Genomic DNA, 21,924 nt, shown 5'->3' with positions numbered 1-21,924 from the left:
TGAGCCAGGATCAAACTCTCCATTGTAAAATCTTTTTTAATGATGGCTATATACAATATAACCAAGTTTGTATCTTTCGCTCGAATGTATCCTAATCTATTAAAGTATCAAGTGAAAAAAAGCACCTCGTAAATCAACGGTTCGTTTCTTTTACCTATTACATATAAATACGTAATATGCTTCTTGTACTACTTTGTCTGTTTATATAAATCTTTCAAAGAACTCTTTCGTTAGCTTATTACCTAAGGAAACTTGTCCTTATTTCGTAAAAGCGAGTGCAAAGGTATATACTTTTTCTTAAACTAACAAATTATTATAAGAAAAAAACTAAGAAAATTTTGAAAAGAAACTCTTTTTGAAAAGTATAAGAGGACTACACATTATATATATAGCAATAATCAAAAGAATTTCCTATACTTTTCTTATTACATTCCTTTTACTTGCTTTTTTCTAGCCCACTCCGTTTAAAACGCTTATAAGAACGATACTCATCAAGCTCTATTTCGATATTAGGTTCTATAAGCGAAACGTTATGAGGAAGAGTAAACTTCATATACTTTATATTTAAACCTCGTTCTATCCACTGCTTCTCATAATAGGTATGGATAGATAGTATTTCTAAGGTTTTATCATCTATCTTTTCTTCAGCCTCAGCCTTTTCGTTATGCTCATTACCATAAAGATCTTCGGTGCGATAAATCACAGGAAGGTTATTTGAACTTACCATGTAAGTAGTATATGTAAAAAGGAAGTTAGAATCGGTCTTTAGGTGTACAATCCCTCCATCTACCAAAAACTGCTTATAACGATTCATAAAAAAGGTAGACGTGAGCCGCTTATGTACGTTTTTCATCTGTGGATCAGAGAAGGTAAGCCATATTTCCTGCACTTCATCTTTAGCAAAAAATCTATCAATAAACTCTATACTCGTACGCAAGAAGGCTACATTGTCCAGCTCTTGCTCTAAGGCTTGTTTAGCTCCGGTATATATGCGTGCCCCTTTAATATCCACTCCTATAAAATTAATTTCAGGATATTTACAAGCTAACCCTACTGTATATTCTCCCTTTCCACAACCCAACTCTAAAACTATAGGATTATCATTATGGAAATATTGCTCGCGCCATTTACCTTTCATATCAAATGCGCCCTGACTAATCACACTAAAAGGGCATTGGAACACATTCTTAAAAGTCTCTAACGCTGCAAACTTTTCTAATTTTCCTTTACTCATGCTACAAAGATAATATTATTAATTAAGAAAAAAAATATTATAACCCCACTCTATATTGCTATTTCTCACATCAAAGAAACCTTAATCTTTTCACCCTTCTATGCTTAAAGGATTTTCTTTTTTAGGGGTTATTCCCAGTGTTTTTAGTGTTTCCAGCTTTCTAACAACATTTCCTTTACCAGAGTTTAGCTGTCCTTTTGCTTTCTCGTAACGTGTCTTTAGCTGCTCTATACCTGTACCTATACTTATGAAAGTTTCGGCAAAAAGAGCAAACTTATCATAGAGATCATTCGACTGACGTAAAATCTCTTCTACATTTTTATTTAACCTATAGTTTTGCCACATGGTATGTGTGAGCTGAAGTGCCATAAGCAAATTACTTGGCGATAAGACGATAATATGCTTACGATAAGCATACTGAAGGATAGAAGGGTCCGTCTTTATAGCTGCCGAATATCCGCTTTCATAAGGCACAAACATTAAAACATACCCTATGCAGCCAGACACTAACACGTCATAATTCTTCGCAGCAAGCTCATCTACATGTGCCTTAACAGACTTTACGTGCTCTTTAAGATACCTTTCCTGCTCTTCCTTACTATCAGCCTTTATTGCCTCTTGGTATGCCGTGAGAGATACTTTCGCATCTATCACCGCCCGCTCATTATTAGGAAAAGCTATAATAGCATCAGGACGATAGTTGTTACCCTCTTCGTCCTTTACATTTTCCTGAAGAAAATATTGCTCGTTCTTCTTCAATCCGCAGTCCTCTAAAGTGCGTTCAAGAATCATCTCCCCCCAATCGCCTTGCATTTTAGAATCGCCTTTCAACGCTTTAGTGAGAGAAGCTGCATCGTTTCCTATACTCTCGGTTTGCTTTTTAAGCTCTTCCACTGCTCTTTGTTGGTCTTCGCGCAACATCTCTATATTATGCCTTTGACCTTCCTGTAAACGCTTTATCGACTCCTCAAACACTGTACGAAGCTCCGTCTTAGTAGCTTCGCTTTCTTTATTACTTGTAGTAACGGTCTTACTAAACATCTCTAAACGCTCTTTTAGCGGATTAAGCACACTCTCTAAGCGTTCCTTGTCGGCAGAATTGAGCTTGTTCTGATGTTCTGTAAGCATTTTCTCTCCCATGTTGCGCACCTCTTCCTGTAAGAGCTTTAGCTTATTAGCATTTTCCTTTTGCAGCTCTTCCCTTAAAAGAGCAGAGTGTGCTTGCTCTTGTTTTACACGCTCCTGAGCAGAGGCTTTTAACATGTTAATATTATTTTCTGCTGTTACCTGCTCTTGCTTTAATCGCTCTTCAAAATACCTTTGCTGACTTTCCAGCCTTTCTTTTCCGCTCTTTCGCTCCATCTCTAACTGGTTTGCAGCCAAAGACAAGTCTGCCTTTACTTTCCCTAACTCTTTTGTGTGGTACACTTTAAGGATAAGGTACATCACTAATGCTCCTAAAAAGAAGGCTAAAACATAAAATATCAGCATAAAGAAAAAATCTAAATATACACGTTAATCTTGAAAATAAACTCTTTTTACACGATTGCTAACATTGGTAAGCACCTCATAAGGTATAGTATCGAGTATATCGCTAAGCACTGTTACAGGAAGGTTTTTACCAAATATTTCCACCTGATCTCCTTCTTTACAATCTATCCCTGTTACATCTATCATAGCCACATCCATACATATATTGCCTACATACTCTGCTTTCTTACCATTTACTAAGCAATAGCCACGCCTGTTACCAAGATGCCTATTTAAGCCGTCGGCATAACCTATTGGAATGGCTGCTATCATGCTATCATGACTAATAACCCCTTTGCGTGAATAACCCACGGTATCGCCTTTGGGAACATTACGTATCTGTAAAATAGTGGTTTTAAGCTCTGAGATAGTATTAAAACACTTGTTGCTACGGGGATTGATACCATAAAGACCTAAGCCTAACCTGCACATATCCATTTGTCTGTAAGGGAAATGCTCTATGCCTGCAGAGTTGTCCATATGGAAAAGTATCTTATGTGGAAAAGCTCCCTGCAGCTTATCTGCCCCCTGCTTAAACAAAGCAAACTGCTGTGAAGAGAAATCGTCAAAACTATCGCTGTCAGAACCTACAAAATGGGAGAAAACAGAGCGTGGTATTATAGCACTTTGCCTTTGTAAGCGATGAATAAGCTCGTCTATATCCTTCACTGGGTCGAAGCCTAAACGATGCATACCCGTATCTATCTTTATATGAACAGGAAAACCTGTAATACCCTCTTTCTCGGCTGCTTTTATCAAAGCCTCTAACAAACGAAAGCTATATACCTCTGGCTCAAGGTCGAAATCGAAGAGAGTTTTAAACGAAGACATCTCCGGATTCATTATCATTACGTTGTTAGTAATGCCGTTCTTACGCAGGGTAACTCCCTCATCAGCCACCGCTACGGCAAGATAGTCTACACGATGATCCTGTAAGGTCTTGGCTATCTCTACCGAGCCTGCTCCGTATGCATCGGCTTTTATCATACAAACAAGTTTTGTCTGGGGCTTCATCAAAGAGCGATACCAGTTTAGATTATCTACAATAGCATTTAGATTAACCTCTAATACTGTTTCATGCACCTTGTTTACAAGCATCTCCGTAAGCTGTTCAAAACCAAAACAACGAGCACCTTTTAATAAAATCACCTCGTCGTGCATCTGCCTAAAAGCATTACTACTTAGAAATCCTCCCACTGTGGCAAAGAAACACCTATCCTTAATATTATCAAAAGCCTTACGATGGCAGATAAGCGTTTCGCCTATGCCGACAAACTTTTCCACACCTCTTTTTTCTGCTAATGAGGCTACACGCCTGTAAAGAGCCTCATCGTCTTCTGCACTTTGAAGAATATCGCTCAGCACTAATGTGCGTTTACGACCTTTATGGTCTGGCCTGCGATTCATAAAATCGAGTGCTATATCGAGCGAGTTGATATCAGAATTGTACGAATCGTTAATAAGCGTGCAGCCACGTTGCCCCTCTTTTACCTCAAGGCGCATTGCTACAGGTTCTAAAAGAGGCATACAAGCCTTTAAAACTTCTTTTTTAATACCTAAATATAGGCATAAAGCCAGGCAGGTAATAGAATCGTCTATACTGGCATCGTCTATAAAAGGAATGGTATAACTATCTTCCTTCTCTTGTGTCCATATATAAGTAATGGTAGTGGAAAGCTCCGACTTTTTTATATCTTTTATAAACAAGCTAACACTGGTGTCTTTTACCGACCAGCCTAACCTCTTACCTTTAAAAGAAAAAGTATCTACACAGCTTCTTATCAGCTTGTCATCATAAGGATATACCAACGCATCAACATCAGTAAATAAGCGTAGCTTTTCCCGGCATTTCTCTTCCATGCTCACAAAATTCTCTTGATGAGCATCACCAAGACTCGTCAGTACACCTATCGTGGGCTTAATAATATTGCGAAGCACCTCCATCTCGCCCTTTTTGCTAATGCCTGCCTCAAATATGCCCACCTGCGTTTGCTCATTAAGCAGCCATACCGACAAAGGCACACCTATCTGCGAATTGTAACTTCGAGGAGAGCGGGTAACTCTCTTTGAAAGCGAAAGCAACTGGTATAACCACTCTTTTACTACCGTCTTACCATTAGAACCCGTAACCCCTACTACAGGGATATGAAACTCGTCTCTATGACAGGCTGCCAAACGCTGCAAAGCCCTCTTAGAAGAAGATACCTTTAAGAAGCTGGCTTGACTATAGAGCTTTTCCCACTCACAAGGAAGCTCCTCTACCACAAAGAAACGAACGCCACGAGCATAAAGCTCCGAAATGTAATTATGACCATCGCCACGCTCTGTTCGTAAAGCAAAAAACAAAGTCTCTTCAGGAAAGCAAAGCGAACGGCTATCCGTTAATAAAAAACTAACACTTCCCTCTCTTCCACCATATATCTCTACTCCTAACAAAGAAGCTATTTTCTCTATACTATAACTCATTTCTGTTACAATTATATTTTTCTCTTTACACCTGCCTCTACCACTTAAAACAAGTATTAACGTGTGCAAAGGTAATGAAAATATAAAATTGCCAATATAAGTAATACTTATTTTTTAGTTTTCTTCGCACACTGCGGACAAACTCCCCTTACCACATAGTTAGCCCCCGTTACCTCAAAACCTGCAGGAATATTAACCTCCGGAATAGGCACATTATACAAACAAAAAGTGTGCTGGCAATATTCACAATAAAAATGTACATGCACATCATCGTCCTTCTCACTATTATGACGCAAACACAGCTCGTATGCTGTCATGCCATTTTCCTGCTGTAGCTGATGCACTAAATGGTGCTTTTTAAACAAGGTAAGGGAACGGAAAATATTCGATTTGTCTATAGTATGCAAGCGATGCTCAAAATCTTTTATCGACAAAGGCTCATTACTCTTTGATAAGGTCTGGGCTATGAGTATCCTATTGGCTGTAACACGAATATTATGACCTGATAACAAACTTTCTATATCCTCCTTTTCCATATACAACATTTGGCTTATAAAAAAGCACTCCCCCTCTATATAAAAAGAAAAAGACGCTCTTAAATACTACAAAAAGTAAAATAAAACACTGCAAATATAATATAAAACTTTTAAAAAACAATAGAAAACAAAAAATAATGATAGATAAAAACTCACAAAACGCACCACTTATACATCATAAAAGACAAGATTTATAACACTAATAAAAGGTGTGTTGCTGTAAAAAATAAATTATTTTTGATTCATTTTTAATCTATTTTTATTATAAAAATAATTTATTTTTGTTTTCTATAGATGGCCTTTATCACTGCTTTTACACATGTTTTACGTCTTAAGATGTCACCCATAATATGTTTTATCTATGCTTTTTTAGAAAAAATATTGGTGTTTTATGACTTTTATCACAAAAAAATGATTAATTTTGCGGATATGAAAAATTAAACGGATATGGATCTTGAGGTACTAACTGCAGTATCACCCATAGATGGTAGATACAGAAACAAAACAGAACAACTATCTAAGTATTTCTCTGAATATGCTCTCATACGCTATAGAGTGCGTGTAGAAATAGAGTATTTTATAGCTTTATGCGAAATGCCGCTACCCCAGCTAAAGAGTTTCGATAATGCTCTTTTTGACACTTTGCGCGACATTTATCGCAATTTTACCCTTTCTCAAGCACAGCGTGTAAAAGACATAGAGAGCAAAACTAATCACGACGTAAAGGCTGTTGAATATTTTATAAAAGAAGAGTTTGACAAAATAGGTGGATTAGAAGTTTATAAAGAATTTATCCATTTTGGTTTGACCTCACAAGACATTAATAACACTAGTGTACCCCTATCTGTAAAAGAAGCACTTGAGCAGGTATACTATCCCCTTGTAGAGGAATTAATAGCTCAAACAGAAGCCTACGCCAAAGAATGGAAAGATGTGCCCATGCTTGCAAAGACACATGGGCAGCCTGCATCGCCTACACGCTTAGGAAAAGAGATAGAAGTCTTTGCATATAGGCTTAAAGAGCAGCTATCTACGCTAAAGAGTTGCAAGCACACAGCTAAGTTTGGCGGTGCTACGGGCAATTTTAATGCACATCATGTAGCATACCCTGCCTACGACTGGAAGGCTTTTGCCGACAAGTTTGTAAGCCAAAAGCTATCCTTAGAGCGTGAAAAGCTTACCACACAGATAAGCAATTACGACCACTTGGGCAGCATCTTTGATGCCATAAAGCGGATAAACACCATTATTATAGACCTTGACAGAGATATGTGGCTATACATCTCTATGGAATATTTTAAGCAAAAGATAAAGGCAGGCGAAGTGGGTTCTAGTGCTATGCCACATAAAGTAAACCCTATAGACTTTGAGAACAGTGAGGGCAACCTCGGTTTGTCTAACGCCATATTAGAGTTTATTGCACAAAAGCTGCCCGTGAGCAGGTTACAACGCGACCTTACCGACTCTACCGTCTTACGAAACATAGGCGTACCCCTTGGCCATAGCCTCATAGCCATTCAGAGTACGCTTAAAGGGCTACGAAAGCTTATCCTTAATAAGGAAAAGATAGAAGAGGACCTCGACAACACATGGGCTGTAGTGGCTGAAGCTATACAAACCATATTACGCCGAGAGGCTTATCCTAACCCTTATGAAGCATTAAAAAAGCTCACACGCACTAACACAAAGATGACCGCAGAAACAATACATCATTTTATAGATACTTTAGACGTTAATGAAGAGGTGAAAAAAGAGCTAAGAGCCATAACACCTCACAACTATACAGGCTTATAAGATAAGAGCACAACAAAACATAAAAAACAAAATATCACAACAAAAAACAAGTAAAACAAAGTAATGAGCCGGGAGGCACTTTTAAAAGCAACAAAAGAAATACTATGGTAGAAGAATTTGAGAAAGATGATGCTCGTAAAGAGAAAGAAGAAGTAAGCCGAGAAGGCTACTCTGCAACAGAACAAAGCAATTATAGCAAAGGTAATCAGCCAACATCTCAGGGAAGACCACAACGCCCACGTATCCATTCGCAGCGTGCTTATAGCTCCAGCAATGTTAAAGAACAGCCTACGGGAGGCTTCCGCCCCGAAGGGTTTGGCTCGGCTTTAAGCTCTGCAAGCGGCGATCACGAGGCGCGGCGAGGAGGTTACCGCCCACGCTATAGCAACAACTATGGTGGAGGCTATCAGCAGCGTGAGGGCTACCACGCACAAGGTCAAAGCTCATACCGCTCACGCTACAGTGCTAACGACGGTGACACCCAAAGCCAAGCAGGCTATCAGCAGCGTGATGGTGGTTATCAGCAGCGCAGAAGCTATCAGGCGCAGGGAGGTTATCAGCCCCGCCAGCAAGGCTCATACCGCCCACGCTATAATAGTAACGGCGAGAATGGCTATCAGCAGGCAGACGCTTACCGCCCACGATACAGCTCTCACCAACAAGCAGAAGACGGATTTGACGGAAAGCATCAACAAAGCGAAGGCGGATATAGCAGCTCTCGCGGTGGCTACCAGCAGCGTTATGGAAGCTATACACAGCCTCGCCAAAACGGTTACAATAACCACGGCGGCTATCAACAGGGGCAAACCTCTTACAGAGGTCATGGCGGATATAACAACTCGCGCCGCAGCTATGGGCAACAAAGCAGCTATAGCCAGGGACGTTACCGCCAGCGCACAGCCGACTATGACCCTAACGCAAAATATTCGCTAAAGAAACGCATAGAATATAGCGAAGAGCACACCGACCCTACAGAGCCTTTACGCTTAAACAAATATCTTGCTAACGCAGGGGTATGCTCACGCCGAGAGGCTGACAACTACATTTCTTCTGGGCAAATAACGGTAAATGGTGAGGTAGTAACCGAACTGGGAACTAAGATTCTACGCACTGACGAGGTAAAGTTTAAGGGGCAAACAGTGTCGTTAGAAAAGAAAGTATATCTACTTCTTAACAAGCCTAAGGACTATGTTACCACAAGCGACGACCCACAACAGCGTAAAAAGGTGGTAGACCTCGTTAAAGACGCATGCCCTGAGCGCATTTATCCCGTTGGGCGTCTTGACCGTAACACCACAGGAGTATTACTCTTTACTAACGATGGCGACCTTGCAAGCAAGCTCACCCACCCTAAGTTTTTAAAGAAAAAAGTATATCACGTCTTCCTCGACAAGCCCGTTGCTGCCAACGACCTTCAGAAAATAGCAGAAGGAATAATGCTTGAAGACGGCGAGATAAAGGCAGACGCCATAGAATATGCTTCCCCTGACGACCTGTCACAGGTAGGCATAGAGATACATAGCGGAAAGAACCGCATTGTACGCCGTATCTTTGAGAGCTTAGGCTATAGAGTGGTAAAGCTCGACCGCGTAATGTTTGCCGGGCTAACCAAAAAGAATGTTAGGCGTGGCGACTGGCGTTTCCTCACACAGAAAGAAGTGGAAATGCTACGTATGGGAGCTTTCGAATAATAAGAAAAACTATTCATCTGGTGATATTTCCTTATATCACCAGACTTTTTACATATGCAGCTAAGCTGCAACATATCACTACACATTATAACATAAATGAAAAGAACTAAAATAGTAGATGCTTTATCCTGTACCAATTTTGGAAAAGATATTGTAGTAAAAGGATGGGTTAGGTCTCATCGTAGTAGTAAGGCTGTCGACTTTATAGCACTTAACGATGGCTCTACTATTAAGAACATACAAGTGGTAGTAAACCCCTCGTCTGTAGATGAGGAAACCTTAAAAAGTATTACTACCGGAGCTTGCATTAGCGTTACAGGCACTTTGGTGGAAAGCATGGGAAAGGGGCAAACCTCAGAAGTGCAATGCAAAGACATTGAGGTATACGGAACTTGTCCCAGCGACTACCCTATGCAAAAGAAAGGACAGAGCTTTGAGTATATGCGTAAATATGGGCATATGCGCCTACGCACAAATACCTTCGGGGCAGTGTTCAGAATACGCCATAACATGGCTATTGCTATACACCGCTATTTTCATGAGCATGGCTTCTATTATTTCCACACACCACTCATAACAGGGAGCGACGCCGAAGGAGCTGGTAACATGTTTCAGGTTACTACATTAGACTTAGACCGTATAGCTAAAAGCGGTAAGGTGGAATATGAACAAGACTTTTTTGGAAAGCGCACACACCTCACCGTGTCAGGACAGCTTGAAGGAGAGCTCGGAGCTACTGCCTTAGGAGCTATATACACCTTTGGGCCTACCTTTAGAGCTGAAAACTCTAATACACCACGCCACTTAGCAGAGTTCTGGATGGTAGAGCCAGAAGTAGCTTTCATAGACCTTCCCGAGCTAATGGATCTTGAAGAGGACTTCATAAAATACTGCGTGCGCTGGGCTTTAGAGCACTGTAAGGACGATCTCGACTTCCTTAACAAGATGATAGACCACACCTTAATAGACCGTTTAGAGGGAGTTTTAAAGGAAAACTTTGTACGCCTGTCGTACACCGAGGGCTTTAACATCTTAAAAGAAGCACAAGAGAAGGGTGTTAAGTTTGAGTTCCCCGTTACCACATGGGGCATGGATCTTAGCAGCGAGCATGAACGCTACCTTGTAGAAGACCATTTTAAACGCCCTGTAATAATGAGCAATTACCCTGCCGAAATAAAGTCGTTCTACATGAAAAAGAACGAAGACGGCAAGACTATGCAGGGCACAGACGTACTCTTCCCACGCATAGGCGAGATAATAGGAGGCTCTATACGTGAAGAAAGCTACGATAAGCTGTTACAAGAAATAGAGCAGCGAGGCATGAAAGCAGAGCAATACTCATGGTATCTTGATACCCGTAAGTATGGCACTTGCCCACATGGCGGTTTCGGACTGGGCTTTGAGCGCCTCATACTCTTCGTTACAGGTATGCAAAACATACGCGACGTGATACCTTTTGCACGTACACCAAAGAACGCAGAGTTTTAAAAAAACTCTTCAGAAAATAATAAAAGGGTTAAAATCCAGTGTTGGATTTTAGCCCTTTACTATTATTATTTGCTAAAAAGGATATTTCCTTTACATATAATACCCCAGTTCGGGTTAAGCCATCTATATTTTGGATACTGTCCTTAAAAGTGTGTAAGCTATTCTTTTCTTTTATCCTTTGTATTTCCATTTTCGTTTATATTCTTCCAACTTTTAAATTGGTATATTTTCTTTTTGTAAGCATTTTTTGTTTCTTCCATTGCCACTGATCCCAAGAGAAATATAACAGCTTGTGCTGATGTCATGGATGTTCTCATATTGATAGCCCTTTTATACTTTCTGTTGAGTCTTTCTATCCAGTTAGTCGTGTATATACACCTTTGCACTTCTTTTGGGAAGTCCATATATGTGAAGTATGCCGTATTTCTTTCTGCCTTGTATTTCTTGATGGTTGGATACTTCTTTTCCCACCTGTCTACAAAAGTAACAAAATGTTCGTATCCCCACAAGGAATCCATACTATCATCTTCCATACGAAAGACTTCTGAGAGTTCATTGGCTATGGCGGGCTTGTCCTTGTGGGCAACACTATTGATAACCTGACGTTTGAGGTGTGCTACACAAAATTGATGTGCGGCACAGGGGAAAGCAGCACAGACGGCGTTCTCTATGCCTGTTAGTGCATCAGAGATAACCAGGTCTATTTCCTTAACTCCTCTATCTTTTAGAGTATCAAGCTCGTCTTTCCAGCATAGGGCACCCTCGGTGGGATGGTTGACTACTGAAAGCACCTCCCTGCTACCATCCTCAAGTACGCCCAATATAGTATAATAAGCTTCTTTTGACACCTGTCTGTCCCTACGGGTGGAGATGAATGTTGCATCGATATAGACTGCCAGATAGTGAGAGGAAAGATTACGGCAAAGCCATTTCTCGACATCATCACAACAACTGTTTGCCAAATAGGAAACCTATTGTTTGCTGTAGGAACGACCATAGACACACTCAGAGACCTCGCCTATCTGTTCTGTTGTGAGCCCCTTAGTATAAAGAAGGATGAATAGACGTGCGCGCTCCTCGCTTTCGTTACGTATCAATCCAAGAAGGACAGGGTAGAAATTATCACTACGGCTACGGGGAATGCGAAGAGAAAACTCAAAGCCATGACTATACCAGCGACGGCTACGAAAGCCATTGCATTGTTCATCTTTGTTCTCACTGACGAATAATTCACGCTCGTGAAACATCAATGAATTCATGATTAAAGACTGAAGAGTTACAAAACCCTCACTACTGCTTGTGTAATTAGAAATAATTTCCGAAATTTGTAATTGTGTAAGTTCCATTTCTTATCTTATTTTATATTTCAAATACAAAGATAATAAAAATATGGACTTACACACTTTTAAGGACAGTATCCCTATTTTACGAGGCTTCGGGGAGGATTTTATGCCCTTTTGAGTTTTACCGGACAGCAATATAAAAAAAGGTTATGTTCCTATTAAAGAAACATAACCTTTATTTTTCTTAACGACTTCAATACTAACAGCTACAACCTGTCCATGGTTTCAACTCTTTAAAGAAATCATGACCTTTATCATCTACAAGGATAAAAGCAGGGAAATCTTCTACCTCTATTTTCCAAACAGCTTCCATACCTAACTCTGGATACTCTACACACTCTATACTCTTTATGCAACTACGTGAAAGGACTGCAGCCACACCTCCTATAGTACCTAAATAAAAACCTCCATGCTTCTTACAAGCATCAGTTACTACCTGCGTACGATTACCCTTTGCTATCATTACTAAAGAGCCACCATGATCCATAAACTCGTCTACATACGGATCCATACGATTAGCCGTAGTAGGTCCCATTGAGCCACAAGGCAAACCTGCTGGCGTTTTTGCAGGACCTGCATACAATACAGGATAATCCTTAATATACTGTGGCAAGTCTTCACCAGCATCTAAACGAGCTTTGAGCTTAGCATGAGCTATATCTCGCGCAACTATAATTGTACCTTTAAGATTAACACGTGTAGAAACTGGATATTTAGTAAGCTCTTTACGCACAGCGTCCATACCTTCGTTTAGATCTATCTCTATACCTTTAGTACCCTCTCCTGGCTTGCGATATTCTTCAGGAATCAATTCACCAGGATTAGTATCCATCTTCTCTATCCATATACCTTCCTTGTTAATCTTTGCCTTAATATTACGATCGGCAGAACAACTTACTCCCATTCCTATAGGGCAACTCGCTCCGTGACGTGGCAAACGTATAATACGAATATCATGTGCAAGATATTTACCTCCAAACTGTGCGCCTAATCCTATCTTATAAGCCTCCTTTAAAATCTTTTTCTCAAGATCTATATCACGAAAAGCACGACCAGTTTCATCACCTGTCGTTGGTAAATTATCGTAATATTTAATACTACCCAGTTTTACTGTCAAAAGATTTTTCTCCGCAGAAGTACCACCTATAACAAAACAAATATGATAAGGAGGACAAGCTGCTGTTCCTAAACTCTTCATCTTCTCTACCAAGAAAGGTATCAATGTGCCCTCATTCTGAATAGTAGCCTTTGTCATTGGGTAGAAATAAGTTTTATTAGCCGAACCTCCACCTTTAGCTACCATAACAAATTTATACTCTGCACCCTCTGTAGCTTCTATATCTATCTGGGCAGGAAGGTTACACTTTGTGTTTACCTCGTCGTACATGTTTAATGGAGCGTTTTGAGAATAACGCAGATTTTCTCCTGTAAAAGTATTGAAAACACCACGAGAAAGAGCTTCCTCATCATCGAAACCTGTCCAAACCTGCTGTCCCTTCTCTCCATGTATAATAGCAGTACCTGTGTCTTGACAGAATGGTAATACGCCCTTTACTGCTGTCTCAGCATTGCGTAGAAACTGAAGTGCCACATATTTATCGTTCTCTGAAGCTTCAGGATCGGTAAGCACTTTTGCTACCTGCTTATTGTGAGCGCGACGAAGCATAAACTCACAATCGTGAAAAGCCTGTTGTGCTAAAAGAGTCAAAGCCTCTTTACTTACCTTTAGAATTTCTTTGCCTTCGAAATTAGACACACTAACTCCTTCTTTCGATAATAGGCGATACTCTGTATCGTCCTTGCCCAATTGGAACATTGGTGCATACTTAAACTCTGCCATAATGTTTTTTGTTTTGTAGCCATGCGCACCAATGCATAATATAACATTGATGCGCTAATATATATATTTTAGTTGTTAATAATTTTATTGTTTTCTCCAAAAAGCTGCTCAGTAGAAATATGCTGCACTGGAGCTATTTTCTCTAACGCTTTCATATCAAGCTCTTTTTCATTGCCAAGTATTATATATTTATAAGGCTTATTAGCTATATATTTCTTAGCAAAATCTACTATATCTTTTAATGAAAGTTTTGGCAACTCTTCATAAACTAACTCCGTAATATCTTTATCTAAACCAAAGCGTTTTGCATTAAGATATGAATTAAGAATATTAAATTTTGTTACTCTACGAGATGCTATCCTCTTCATTACACTCTGCTTTGCCACATCTACATTAACCTCACGTTCAGGAATATTGTTAAGCAAGTTATTAAACTCATTTATACAATCACTCATCTTATCGTTTTGTGTTATTATATAAGTATAAAACTTCTCACTATCATCAGGACGCTCAGGAGATGTATAAGATGCACTTGCCGAATAAGCCAACCCTCGTGCTTCACGCAATTCTTGGAAAACAATAGCATTCATACTACCACCAAAATACTCATTAAAAAGAGTAATTATAGGCAAATGTTGTACTTGCCACTTAACACCTTCGTTATGAATCTGCATCATATAAATATTCTTAGCATCATATGGAGCTAAGAGTACTTCGTTTTTTGTTGTAAGCTGCTGTATATAAGGCTTACCTGTTGGCACCTTTGCAAGATGCTTAACATCGGCTGATTGATAATTTTTACTAATAACCTTATTAAGCTCTGCTATTGAAGAAGGACCATAATACATGATGGTATGCTCATAGCTTTTTAGTTTTTTTATCTCAGAAAGCAATTCTTGAGGGTTCATTTTACGTAGTTCTTCCACAGAAATGCGATTAGTAGTGCCATTATAAGCACCATAGGAAGCATAGGCAAATAGAGCATTAAAATTACTTCTTTGCGATTTCTTCTCGTCTAAACGGTTCTTTTCTACTGATGATACATATTTATCGTAAGCCTGTTTATCTACCTTTGCATTATCCATAAGGTCATTGACTACTTTCAAAACCTCTGGCAAATTCTCGTTTAACCCATATAGCTTAATATAAGTACGATCTCTTGTTACATATATACCATATTCACAAGCCAGCTTATATAACTTCTGCTTTATCTGCTCATTTGATAGCTTATTTGTACCCAAATAGTCAATATAATTGCTTGCATACCATAGCTTATTATTATTTTCGGTACCTATGGGCAACACAAAGGTAAGCTGAAACAAATCGTCTTGCGTATTCTTCTTATATAATAAAGGTAAACCTCTCTTTGTTTTTGTTATCGTAAGATCTTTTTTATAATTAACAAAAACAGGTTTTATAGGGTCTACATGTATATTCTTTACCTCCTTTATAAAGTCGCTCTGCTTATCATTGTTAGTAGGAATGGGCGTAATGGCTGGTTTTTCTACCTTTTTAATAGTATTATCCTCGCCTTGCTCCTTAAAGACAGTAACAAAGTTGCTCGTAAAAAAGCGATTAGCAAAACTAACTATTTCCGACTTAGTCATTTTAGATATACGTTCTAAAGTGCTTGCTTTCTGCTCCCATGGGATATTATTAATAAACGCATCTACGAAATAACTGCATCGGGTATCATTATTTTCTAAACTCTTATAAACATCTCGCTTAATATTATTGATAACAGAAGGTACAAGATCGTCAGAGAAATCTCCCTTTTTAAGTTTTTCTATCTCAGAGAGCATTAATCTTCTTACATCTTTCAAAGATTGTCCTTTATTAGGCGATCCAAACACTTCAAAGCTACTATAATCATTAAGTGTAGATGCAGACGCCTGTGCATATTGCAATTTCATCTTACTATTAAGATTTAAATCGAAAATGCCAGCAGTACCATTATTAAGCATCTCCTTAATAACCATTAAGGTGTCGTTTTGTAAGCTCTTAGCGGCTTCAGCTCTCCAAGCCATTGCCACATAAGCAGCCTCTTTACCATATATAGTAGTATCTACTGGAGCTATCATCTTAGTAAGAGTAGGATACTGCGGTGCTCTCACCTCGCCATACCCCTTCCATGTGCCAAAATACTTTTCTATAGATGCCACTGCCTTATCTGGATCTATATCACCTGCTAAGCAAATAGCTACATTGTTAGGAACGTAATATTTCTTAAAATATTTTTTTATATTAGTTATAGAAGGGTTTTTAAGATGATCGCCTACACCTATTGTAGTCTGTGTTCCATAAGGATGATTAGGGAACAGCTTTGCCATTAGTGCTGTAAACATCTTACGACCATCTTTTGCTAAACCAATATTATATTCCTCATATACAGCTTCAAGTTCGGTATGAAAACCACGTATCACCATGTTTTGAAAGCGATCTCCCTCTATCTTTGCCCATGTATCTAATTCATTAGAAGGAATATCCACATGATAACAAGTTATATCATTAGAGGTATAAGCATTAGTTCCTACACCTCCTATACCTGCCATCATCTTGTCATATTCATTAGGAATATTATATTTAGCAGCAAGCTGCGATACAGAGTCTATCTCATGGTATAGCTTTTTACGCAAAACAGGATTGGTTACCTTACGATATTCCTCATACCGCTTCTCGATATCGTCTAATAATGGTTTCTCTGCAGCATAGTTAGAAGTGCCGTAATGAGTAGTGCCTTTAAACATAAGATGCTCTAAATAGTGTGCCAACCCTGTAGTTTCGGCAGGATCGTTGCGGCTACCGGTACGCACAGCTATATATACTTGCACACGTGGTTTTTCCTTATTTACACTAACAAACACCTTCAAGCCGTTTTTTAAAGTATAGATACGGCTTTGCATAGGGTCGCCCTTTACGCTTTTATAACTATAGCTTTGCGCCTTTACGCTATATGCAGTGCAAACAGCAACTACACCAATAGCAATTCCTTTTAAAAAGGATAAGAAATTTTTTTGCTTCATATAACTAATAATAAAGTAAATTATTCTTCGTAATCTGTCTCATGATCAAGGCTTTTAACAAAGTCGTCAAACACCTCTCTATCGACATCTCCCATGTGAAACTCTTTTTCTGCATCTTTTTTTATTTCTGCTATCCATGCTCGACGAGCGGTAATATAATCGGCTTTTATCTGTGCATCTACCTCCTCTGTTATCTCTTTCACCCCATAATAGTCTTGTATGAGCTTATAGGTCCATGCCCATTGATAAATGCGATAATTATTATTAATGTCTTCAAAACGATCTATCACATCTTGTATCGTCTCTAAAACACCTTCTTTTATATCTTCTACTAAACGTATCTCCTCACTCTTTGGTAATAGCAATCCTGCAAGATCTCCCCATTCACCTAACCCTTTGTTAGTAATAGGTTTACCAAAAAAGCCTAATTTATGCGCTCTTTTCAAGACTGCTCCCATATATATGCGAAGAGCTATATCGTAATATTTTATACCTTTACGTAGGCTCGAAGCGTTAATAGTATATTCATGAAAGTTATAGCTTGACACATTATCACCACTTGCCTGTCTCAAATTTTCTAAAATAAACTTACCTCTTAATATCTCACCTACAGAGAAAGGCGACAACCAATCAAAATTAACAATACTCTTCTTATGAGCATTTTGTGGGCGCATATCTCTCTTAGACCACTTATGTATATCACGATAAAGCCCTACTGTGGTTATATTACGACCAGGTACAAGAAACATTTTATCAGCCTCAGCTATAAGATATGAGAAAGGTAATGATGTGGTATTAGGGTGGTGCATCAGCTTTCCAAAACATACGGAGAATGTACCTATAGTGGCTGGCATCAATAGATAGCTACCGCTTGCTGTCTTCGACCCGCGCTCAAGTACTCCCCAATGCATTGGCCCCATTTTATAGGCATGGTTAGAAAAGTTAGTCCCCGAGCCTGCATTATAAAAAGAAAACATACCACCTATGAGCAACGAGCTCTTATGATGTGATGCAGAAAAAGGACCACAAAAAGCAGCGCAAGCCTCACCATTCGACATATATGAGTTAGCAAAAAACACGCTTTGTGATGCCGTAAACCCATTAGATATATGGCAAGCCTCTCCCACAAAACAATCTTGCATCTTAACACTATTAACTATGCTACTCCCTTCTGATATTATAGAGTTTTCACATATAACTCCTGTTCCTATATATACATTTGCCTTATCGGAACTAAGAATAGTACAATCGCTCAAACGGCTCGCTCCAGATATTTCACACTCATTTTGTATAACAGTATTAGTAATCTCACACGTATTAATTACTTTCACATTATTACCCAAAGTTCCACGATCAGGATTAGTGCGGGTTATCTCTTCTTTTATTAAACGGCGAATAGCATTTTTAAGATCTTTATCCCCAAAATACTTTACCATAAAGGCTGCAAACTGACTGTTAAGATCGTGAAAAAGAATAACATTACCATCGCCTACCTCATTGAGCACAGATATAAGATTACCCTCTCCAAAAGAAGCACCCTCTGTGGTTTCCATTACAGAAACATTAGATATAAGACAATCGTCGCCTATAGTATAATTGTTAATATAATTTCCTACCTTCTCTATAAGACAATCGTTGCCTACGGTAACATTACATAATGTAGCATCATTAATGCCAGAATGCTTCACAAAGTCCTCCGCTATCTTAACATTCTTTTGAAATTTACCTAAACGAATGTCCCCATAAAACATTACACGATGAAAATACTTTGGCAAAAATCCTTCTTCTGCCACAAGTACCCGTTGCCAGTCTTCTGCCCAACAGTTGTTATTTTCAAAAATTATAATCTCTTCTTGTGTCAGTGGTCTATAGCTCATATACAAAGATTTTGAAATTGATAATCATTTTAAATATACCTATCTTGCTTATTCTAAAGTATCTTCTAAAGTGTAAAGAAAATCATTATAAGGATATTTCTGCACATGCATTTCACGTACCATCTTATATAACACTTCTCTAAACTCTACTATATTCTGTTTTTCACGAGCAGATACAAACAAACAGTTACCAGATACTTTTGCCATCCAAGTACGCTTTAAGTCATCAAGGGTAAGATTATTTTTAGTTTCTGGCGTTAGGTCGTCGGCATCTTTCTCCACCCATTTATAATTATCTATTTTGTTAAAAACCAATATAGACGGTTTGTCAGCACAGCCAAGATCGGCTAATGTTTTATTAACCACATTTATCTGCTCTTCAAAATCAGAATGGGATATATCTACAACATGAAGTAACAAGTCAGCCTCACGCACCTCATCGAGGGTAGACTTAAAAGAATCGACAAGATCTGTGGGGAGCTTTCTAATAAAACCTACCGTATCGGCTAATAAGAAAGGTAAATTATCTATCACTACTTTACGCACGGTAGTATCGAGGGTAGCAAAGAGCTTATTCTCGGCAAACACCTCGCTCTTAGATAAAAGATTCATTATAGTAGACTTCCCTACATTTGTGTACCCTACCAAAGCCACCCTTATCATACGCCCACGATTCTTACGCTGTGTCTTTTTCTGCTTATCTATCTCTAATAAACGCTCTTTCAACAAAGACATTCTATTAAGAATTATTCGACGATCCATCTCAAGCTGTGTTTCACCAGGACCACGAAGACCTACTGAACCTTTACCCCCACCAGATCCAGAACCACCTCCTTGACGCTCCAAATGGGTCCACAGACGCTGCAAACGTGGAAGCATATATCGATATTGTGCTAATTCTACCTGAGTCTTAGCATTAGCCGTTTGAGCACGCATAGCAAAAATATCTAAAATAAGCGATGTCCTATCAAGGATTTTAACTTCTAACATTTGCTCTATATTACGCATCTGCTTTGCCGATAACTCATCATCAAAAATGACCATTCCTACAGGTTCGTCATCTTCTTCTCTCTGTTTTATGAAGCTGCGTATTTCGTCTAACTTTCCCTTACCAACATAAGTAATAGCACTTGGCCCATTTACTCGCTGCGTAAAACGTTTTATAGTAACAGCACCTGCAGTATCAGCTAAAAACTCCAGCTCGTCAAGATACTCTTTAGTTTTAGCCTCATCTTGCTGCTGAGTTATTAAACCTACAAGGATAGCACTCTCAGTTTTTACTTCGGATATAACAAATTCCTTCATTTAGTATAGTTTCTTTTCATATAAGCACGCTCTAATATATATATGCACACAGAGCCCACCACCTACTATTTTGCTTACTGCAAAAGTACATTTTGTTTTTGTAAAACCAATGCTTAAAAATATAAAAATATATAATAATAATCTTTATAACAAACAAAAAATTTTACCCATTATTTGGATAAAGAATAATTTTATCCAACTTTCTGTCCTAACAAAAGAATATATCACAAAAATAAAAACAAAAAAAAACAAGGATTTTAAGAATTATAAATACCCATCTTTTTCCATAATAAACATAACTCTTTTATCATGAAAATATAAATCAAGCATGGGAAAAATAAGTTATTTTTAGTATGTTTTTAATCTATTTTTAGTATGAAAATAGATTATTTTTATACTAAAGAAATGCCTTCTTGCCTCTAATAAGATAATCTATTCCCACCTTCTACCTCACTTTTTATAGCTTTATAACTCATCTTCCTATGCACACAAAACAAATAACAAGCAAAACCATACCTTAATATTACCTCTGCTTAGACATAAAAAAAGCGAGATTACCTCATTTAAAGGCAACCCCGCTCTTAATAACTTTATGCTATATTAAGTCTTATAAAATAGCAATAGCTCTATATGTTTGTAATACAAAACTCAAAAGTAATAAAATAATAAAATATGCTTTTAATAATTTATTATAGCAAGTCTTGCTCAACAAACTCTTATTCCCTTTTAAACTAATGTACCTATAACCTCTTCACGACTCTGTGGAAGATAATCAATTACAGGTATCTCTGGCATGGTGTAACAGCCTGGCTCTAATCTCATAGCAGCACGAGCACAGTTAACAAGAATCTGTGCTGTAAGAGCAGGGTTATTAATACTCATGTTAAACTCAAAACGCTGGTTTTGTGTCTTACCACTTACACCCTTACGTACCATATGCACGCCATGACCCATATCCTTTACATCGTCTACATTAGATACTGCAAAAACATGTGTTTCATCGCTGGCAAAATAAGGATCTGCCTTAATTAGCTTTGTTACCTCTTCTATAGTAGCACCTTCTTCGAGCTCTACATAAACCATACGGCGATGAATACCCTCACCCAAAGGAATAGTTACAGAAAGAGCTTCTTTTACTCCCTTCTTGCTACGAACACATACAGAATGACCCATAGACATACCTGGACCAAAATTAGTATAAGATAACCCCTTAGGTGCTAAACCCTCAAGAAGAACACGGACTACAGAGTCAGAACCTGGATCCCAGCCTGCGGCAATAATACTTACCTTACCAGCCTTTTTACAATGTTCCATTTGCGCTGTACGATAATCTAATATGCCTGTGTGAATATCGTATGAATCGACAGTATGAATACCTTGTGCAACAATCTTCTCTGAATATTCTGGACAACTACGTGTAGGTGTTGCTAAAATAGCTACATCTACGTCCTTGAGCTTAGCAATATCATCTACTACTTCGTATGGAGTAAGCTCTAAAGGTTTGTCCTTATCTCCCTGACGACGTACTATACCTGCTATCTCAAAATCTTTTGCTTCTTCTAAAGCCTCTACGCTAAAGCGTCCAATGTTGCCATAACCAACAACAGCTGCTCTAATTTTTTTCATAATACCTATTATTTTATCTATAAAACTTATATATTTTTCGCTGCAAAAGTACTTCAAAAAAATAGTATAACAACACTTTTGTTCTAAAAAATACACAAAAACAACTCATAAAAAAAATAAAAAACATCAAAAAACTCACTACTACTCCCCCTTTATTATAACAGCTCAAAA

The 21,924-nt window shown here is 38.4% G+C and carries 12 protein-coding genes and 1 pseudogene; 3 read left to right on the top strand and 10 right to left on the bottom strand.

Features of this window, described 5'->3' with window-relative positions; all coding sequences use genetic code 11:
* Positions 1-436: 436 nt before the first annotated feature.
* The 4 genes from trmB to AC1DCD_RS00445 form a co-directional block, all read right to left on the bottom strand.
* On the bottom strand, positions 437-1,234 hold the full coding sequence (gene trmB, locus AC1DCD_RS00460) for a tRNA (guanosine(46)-N7)-methyltransferase TrmB (protein WP_008448544.1): 798 nt from the start codon (positions 1,232-1,234) through the stop codon (positions 437-439).
* Positions 1,235-1,324: 90 nt separating this feature from the next.
* Positions 1,325-2,725 (bottom strand): DNA recombination protein RmuC, encoded by a 1,401-nt coding sequence (rmuC, locus tag AC1DCD_RS00455; protein ID WP_464639353.1) that lies wholly within the window; start codon positions 2,723-2,725, stop codon positions 1,325-1,327.
* A gap of 24 nt (positions 2,726-2,749) precedes the next feature.
* On the bottom strand, positions 2,750-5,230 hold the full coding sequence (locus AC1DCD_RS00450) for a bifunctional UDP-N-acetylmuramoyl-tripeptide:D-alanyl-D-alanine ligase/alanine racemase (RefSeq protein WP_464639351.1): 2,481 nt from the start codon (positions 5,228-5,230) through the stop codon (positions 2,750-2,752).
* Positions 5,231-5,337: 107 nt separating this feature from the next.
* Entirely contained in the window at positions 5,338-5,766 is a 429-nt protein-coding gene (locus AC1DCD_RS00445; RefSeq protein ID WP_039864360.1) for a Fur family transcriptional regulator, read from the bottom strand.
* Positions 5,767-6,213: 447 nt separating this feature from the next.
* Between AC1DCD_RS00445 and purB the strand changes: the two genes are divergently transcribed.
* The 3 genes from purB (at position 6,214) to asnS (ending at position 10,739) form a co-directional block, all read left to right on the top strand.
* Positions 6,214-7,560 carry an adenylosuccinate lyase gene (gene purB / locus AC1DCD_RS00440; RefSeq protein ID WP_008448551.1) on the top strand — a complete coding sequence of 449 codons (1,347 nt, stop codon included), beginning with the start codon at positions 6,214-6,216 and terminating at the stop codon, positions 7,558-7,560.
* Positions 7,561-7,664: 104 nt separating this feature from the next.
* Positions 7,665-9,251: a pseudouridine synthase gene (locus tag AC1DCD_RS00435; protein WP_464639349.1), complete on the top strand. Its 1,587-nt coding sequence runs from the start codon at positions 7,665-7,667 to the stop codon at positions 9,249-9,251.
* A gap of 96 nt (positions 9,252-9,347) precedes the next feature.
* Complete coding sequence (gene asnS, locus AC1DCD_RS00430; protein WP_464639347.1) at positions 9,348-10,739, top strand: asparagine--tRNA ligase; 1,392 nt, start codon at positions 9,348-9,350, stop codon at positions 10,737-10,739.
* A gap of 158 nt (positions 10,740-10,897) precedes the next feature.
* On the opposite strand, the pseudogene AC1DCD_RS00425 reads toward asnS, so the two are convergent.
* The 6 genes and pseudogenes from AC1DCD_RS00425 to AC1DCD_RS00400 form a co-directional block, all read right to left on the bottom strand.
* Positions 10,898-12,085, bottom strand: a pseudogene (locus tag AC1DCD_RS00425) (IS256 family transposase).
* Positions 12,086-12,281: 196 nt separating this feature from the next.
* Positions 12,282-13,922, bottom strand: a complete 1,641-nt coding sequence (locus tag AC1DCD_RS00420; protein ID WP_008446826.1) for a fumarate hydratase — start codon at positions 13,920-13,922, stop codon at positions 12,282-12,284.
* 68 nt (positions 13,923-13,990) lie between these two features.
* Positions 13,991-16,945: a M16 family metallopeptidase gene (locus tag AC1DCD_RS00415; RefSeq protein WP_464639345.1), complete on the bottom strand. Its 2,955-nt coding sequence runs from the start codon at positions 16,943-16,945 to the stop codon at positions 13,991-13,993.
* A 20-nt stretch (positions 16,946-16,965) separates the two neighbouring features.
* On the bottom strand, positions 16,966-18,822 hold the full coding sequence (locus tag AC1DCD_RS00410) for a DUF4954 family protein (RefSeq protein WP_464639343.1): 1,857 nt from the start codon (positions 18,820-18,822) through the stop codon (positions 16,966-16,968).
* A gap of 48 nt (positions 18,823-18,870) precedes the next feature.
* Positions 18,871-20,127 carry a GTPase HflX gene (gene hflX, locus AC1DCD_RS00405; protein ID WP_464639341.1) on the bottom strand — a complete coding sequence of 419 codons (1,257 nt, stop codon included), beginning with the start codon at positions 20,125-20,127 and terminating at the stop codon, positions 18,871-18,873.
* Positions 20,128-20,853: 726 nt separating this feature from the next.
* Positions 20,854-21,753, bottom strand: coding sequence for a diaminopimelate dehydrogenase (locus tag AC1DCD_RS00400; RefSeq protein ID WP_024992638.1), 900 nt, complete (start codon positions 21,751-21,753; stop codon positions 20,854-20,856).
* Positions 21,754-21,924 lie beyond the last annotated feature (171 nt).

Source organism: Prevotella sp. C0209C1, from assembly GCF_056583855.1.
This window is presented reverse-complemented; position numbering and strand designations above follow the sequence as displayed.

Bases quoted from the DNA above. Each gene is read 5' to 3' on its own strand.
- trmB (WP_008448544.1), bottom strand. From the start codon at position 1,234: ATGAGTAAAGGAAAATTAGAAAAGTTTGCAGCGTTAGAGACTTTTAAG.
- rmuC (WP_464639353.1), bottom strand. From the start codon at position 2,725: ATGCTGATATTTTATGTTTTAGCCTTCTTTTTAGGAGCATTAGTGATG.
- AC1DCD_RS00450 (WP_464639351.1), bottom strand. From the start codon at position 5,230: ATGAGTTATAGTATAGAGAAAATAGCTTCTTTGTTAGGAGTAGAGATA.
- AC1DCD_RS00445 (WP_039864360.1), bottom strand. From the start codon at position 5,766: ATGGAAAAGGAGGATATAGAAAGTTTGTTATCAGGTCATAATATTCGT.
- purB (WP_008448551.1), top strand. From the start codon at position 6,214: ATGGATCTTGAGGTACTAACTGCAGTATCACCCATAGATGGTAGATAC.
- AC1DCD_RS00435 (WP_464639349.1), top strand. From the start codon at position 7,665: ATGGTAGAAGAATTTGAGAAAGATGATGCTCGTAAAGAGAAAGAAGAA.
- asnS (WP_464639347.1), top strand. From the start codon at position 9,348: ATGAAAAGAACTAAAATAGTAGATGCTTTATCCTGTACCAATTTTGGA.
- AC1DCD_RS00420 (WP_008446826.1), bottom strand. From the start codon at position 13,922: ATGGCAGAGTTTAAGTATGCACCAATGTTCCAATTGGGCAAGGACGAT.
- AC1DCD_RS00415 (WP_464639345.1), bottom strand. From the start codon at position 16,945: ATGAAGCAAAAAAATTTCTTATCCTTTTTAAAAGGAATTGCTATTGGT.
- AC1DCD_RS00410 (WP_464639343.1), bottom strand. From the start codon at position 18,822: ATGAGCTATAGACCACTGACACAAGAAGAGATTATAATTTTTGAAAAT.
- hflX (WP_464639341.1), bottom strand. From the start codon at position 20,127: ATGAAGGAATTTGTTATATCCGAAGTAAAAACTGAGAGTGCTATCCTT.
- AC1DCD_RS00400 (WP_024992638.1), bottom strand. From the start codon at position 21,753: ATGAAAAAAATTAGAGCAGCTGTTGTTGGTTATGGCAACATTGGACGC.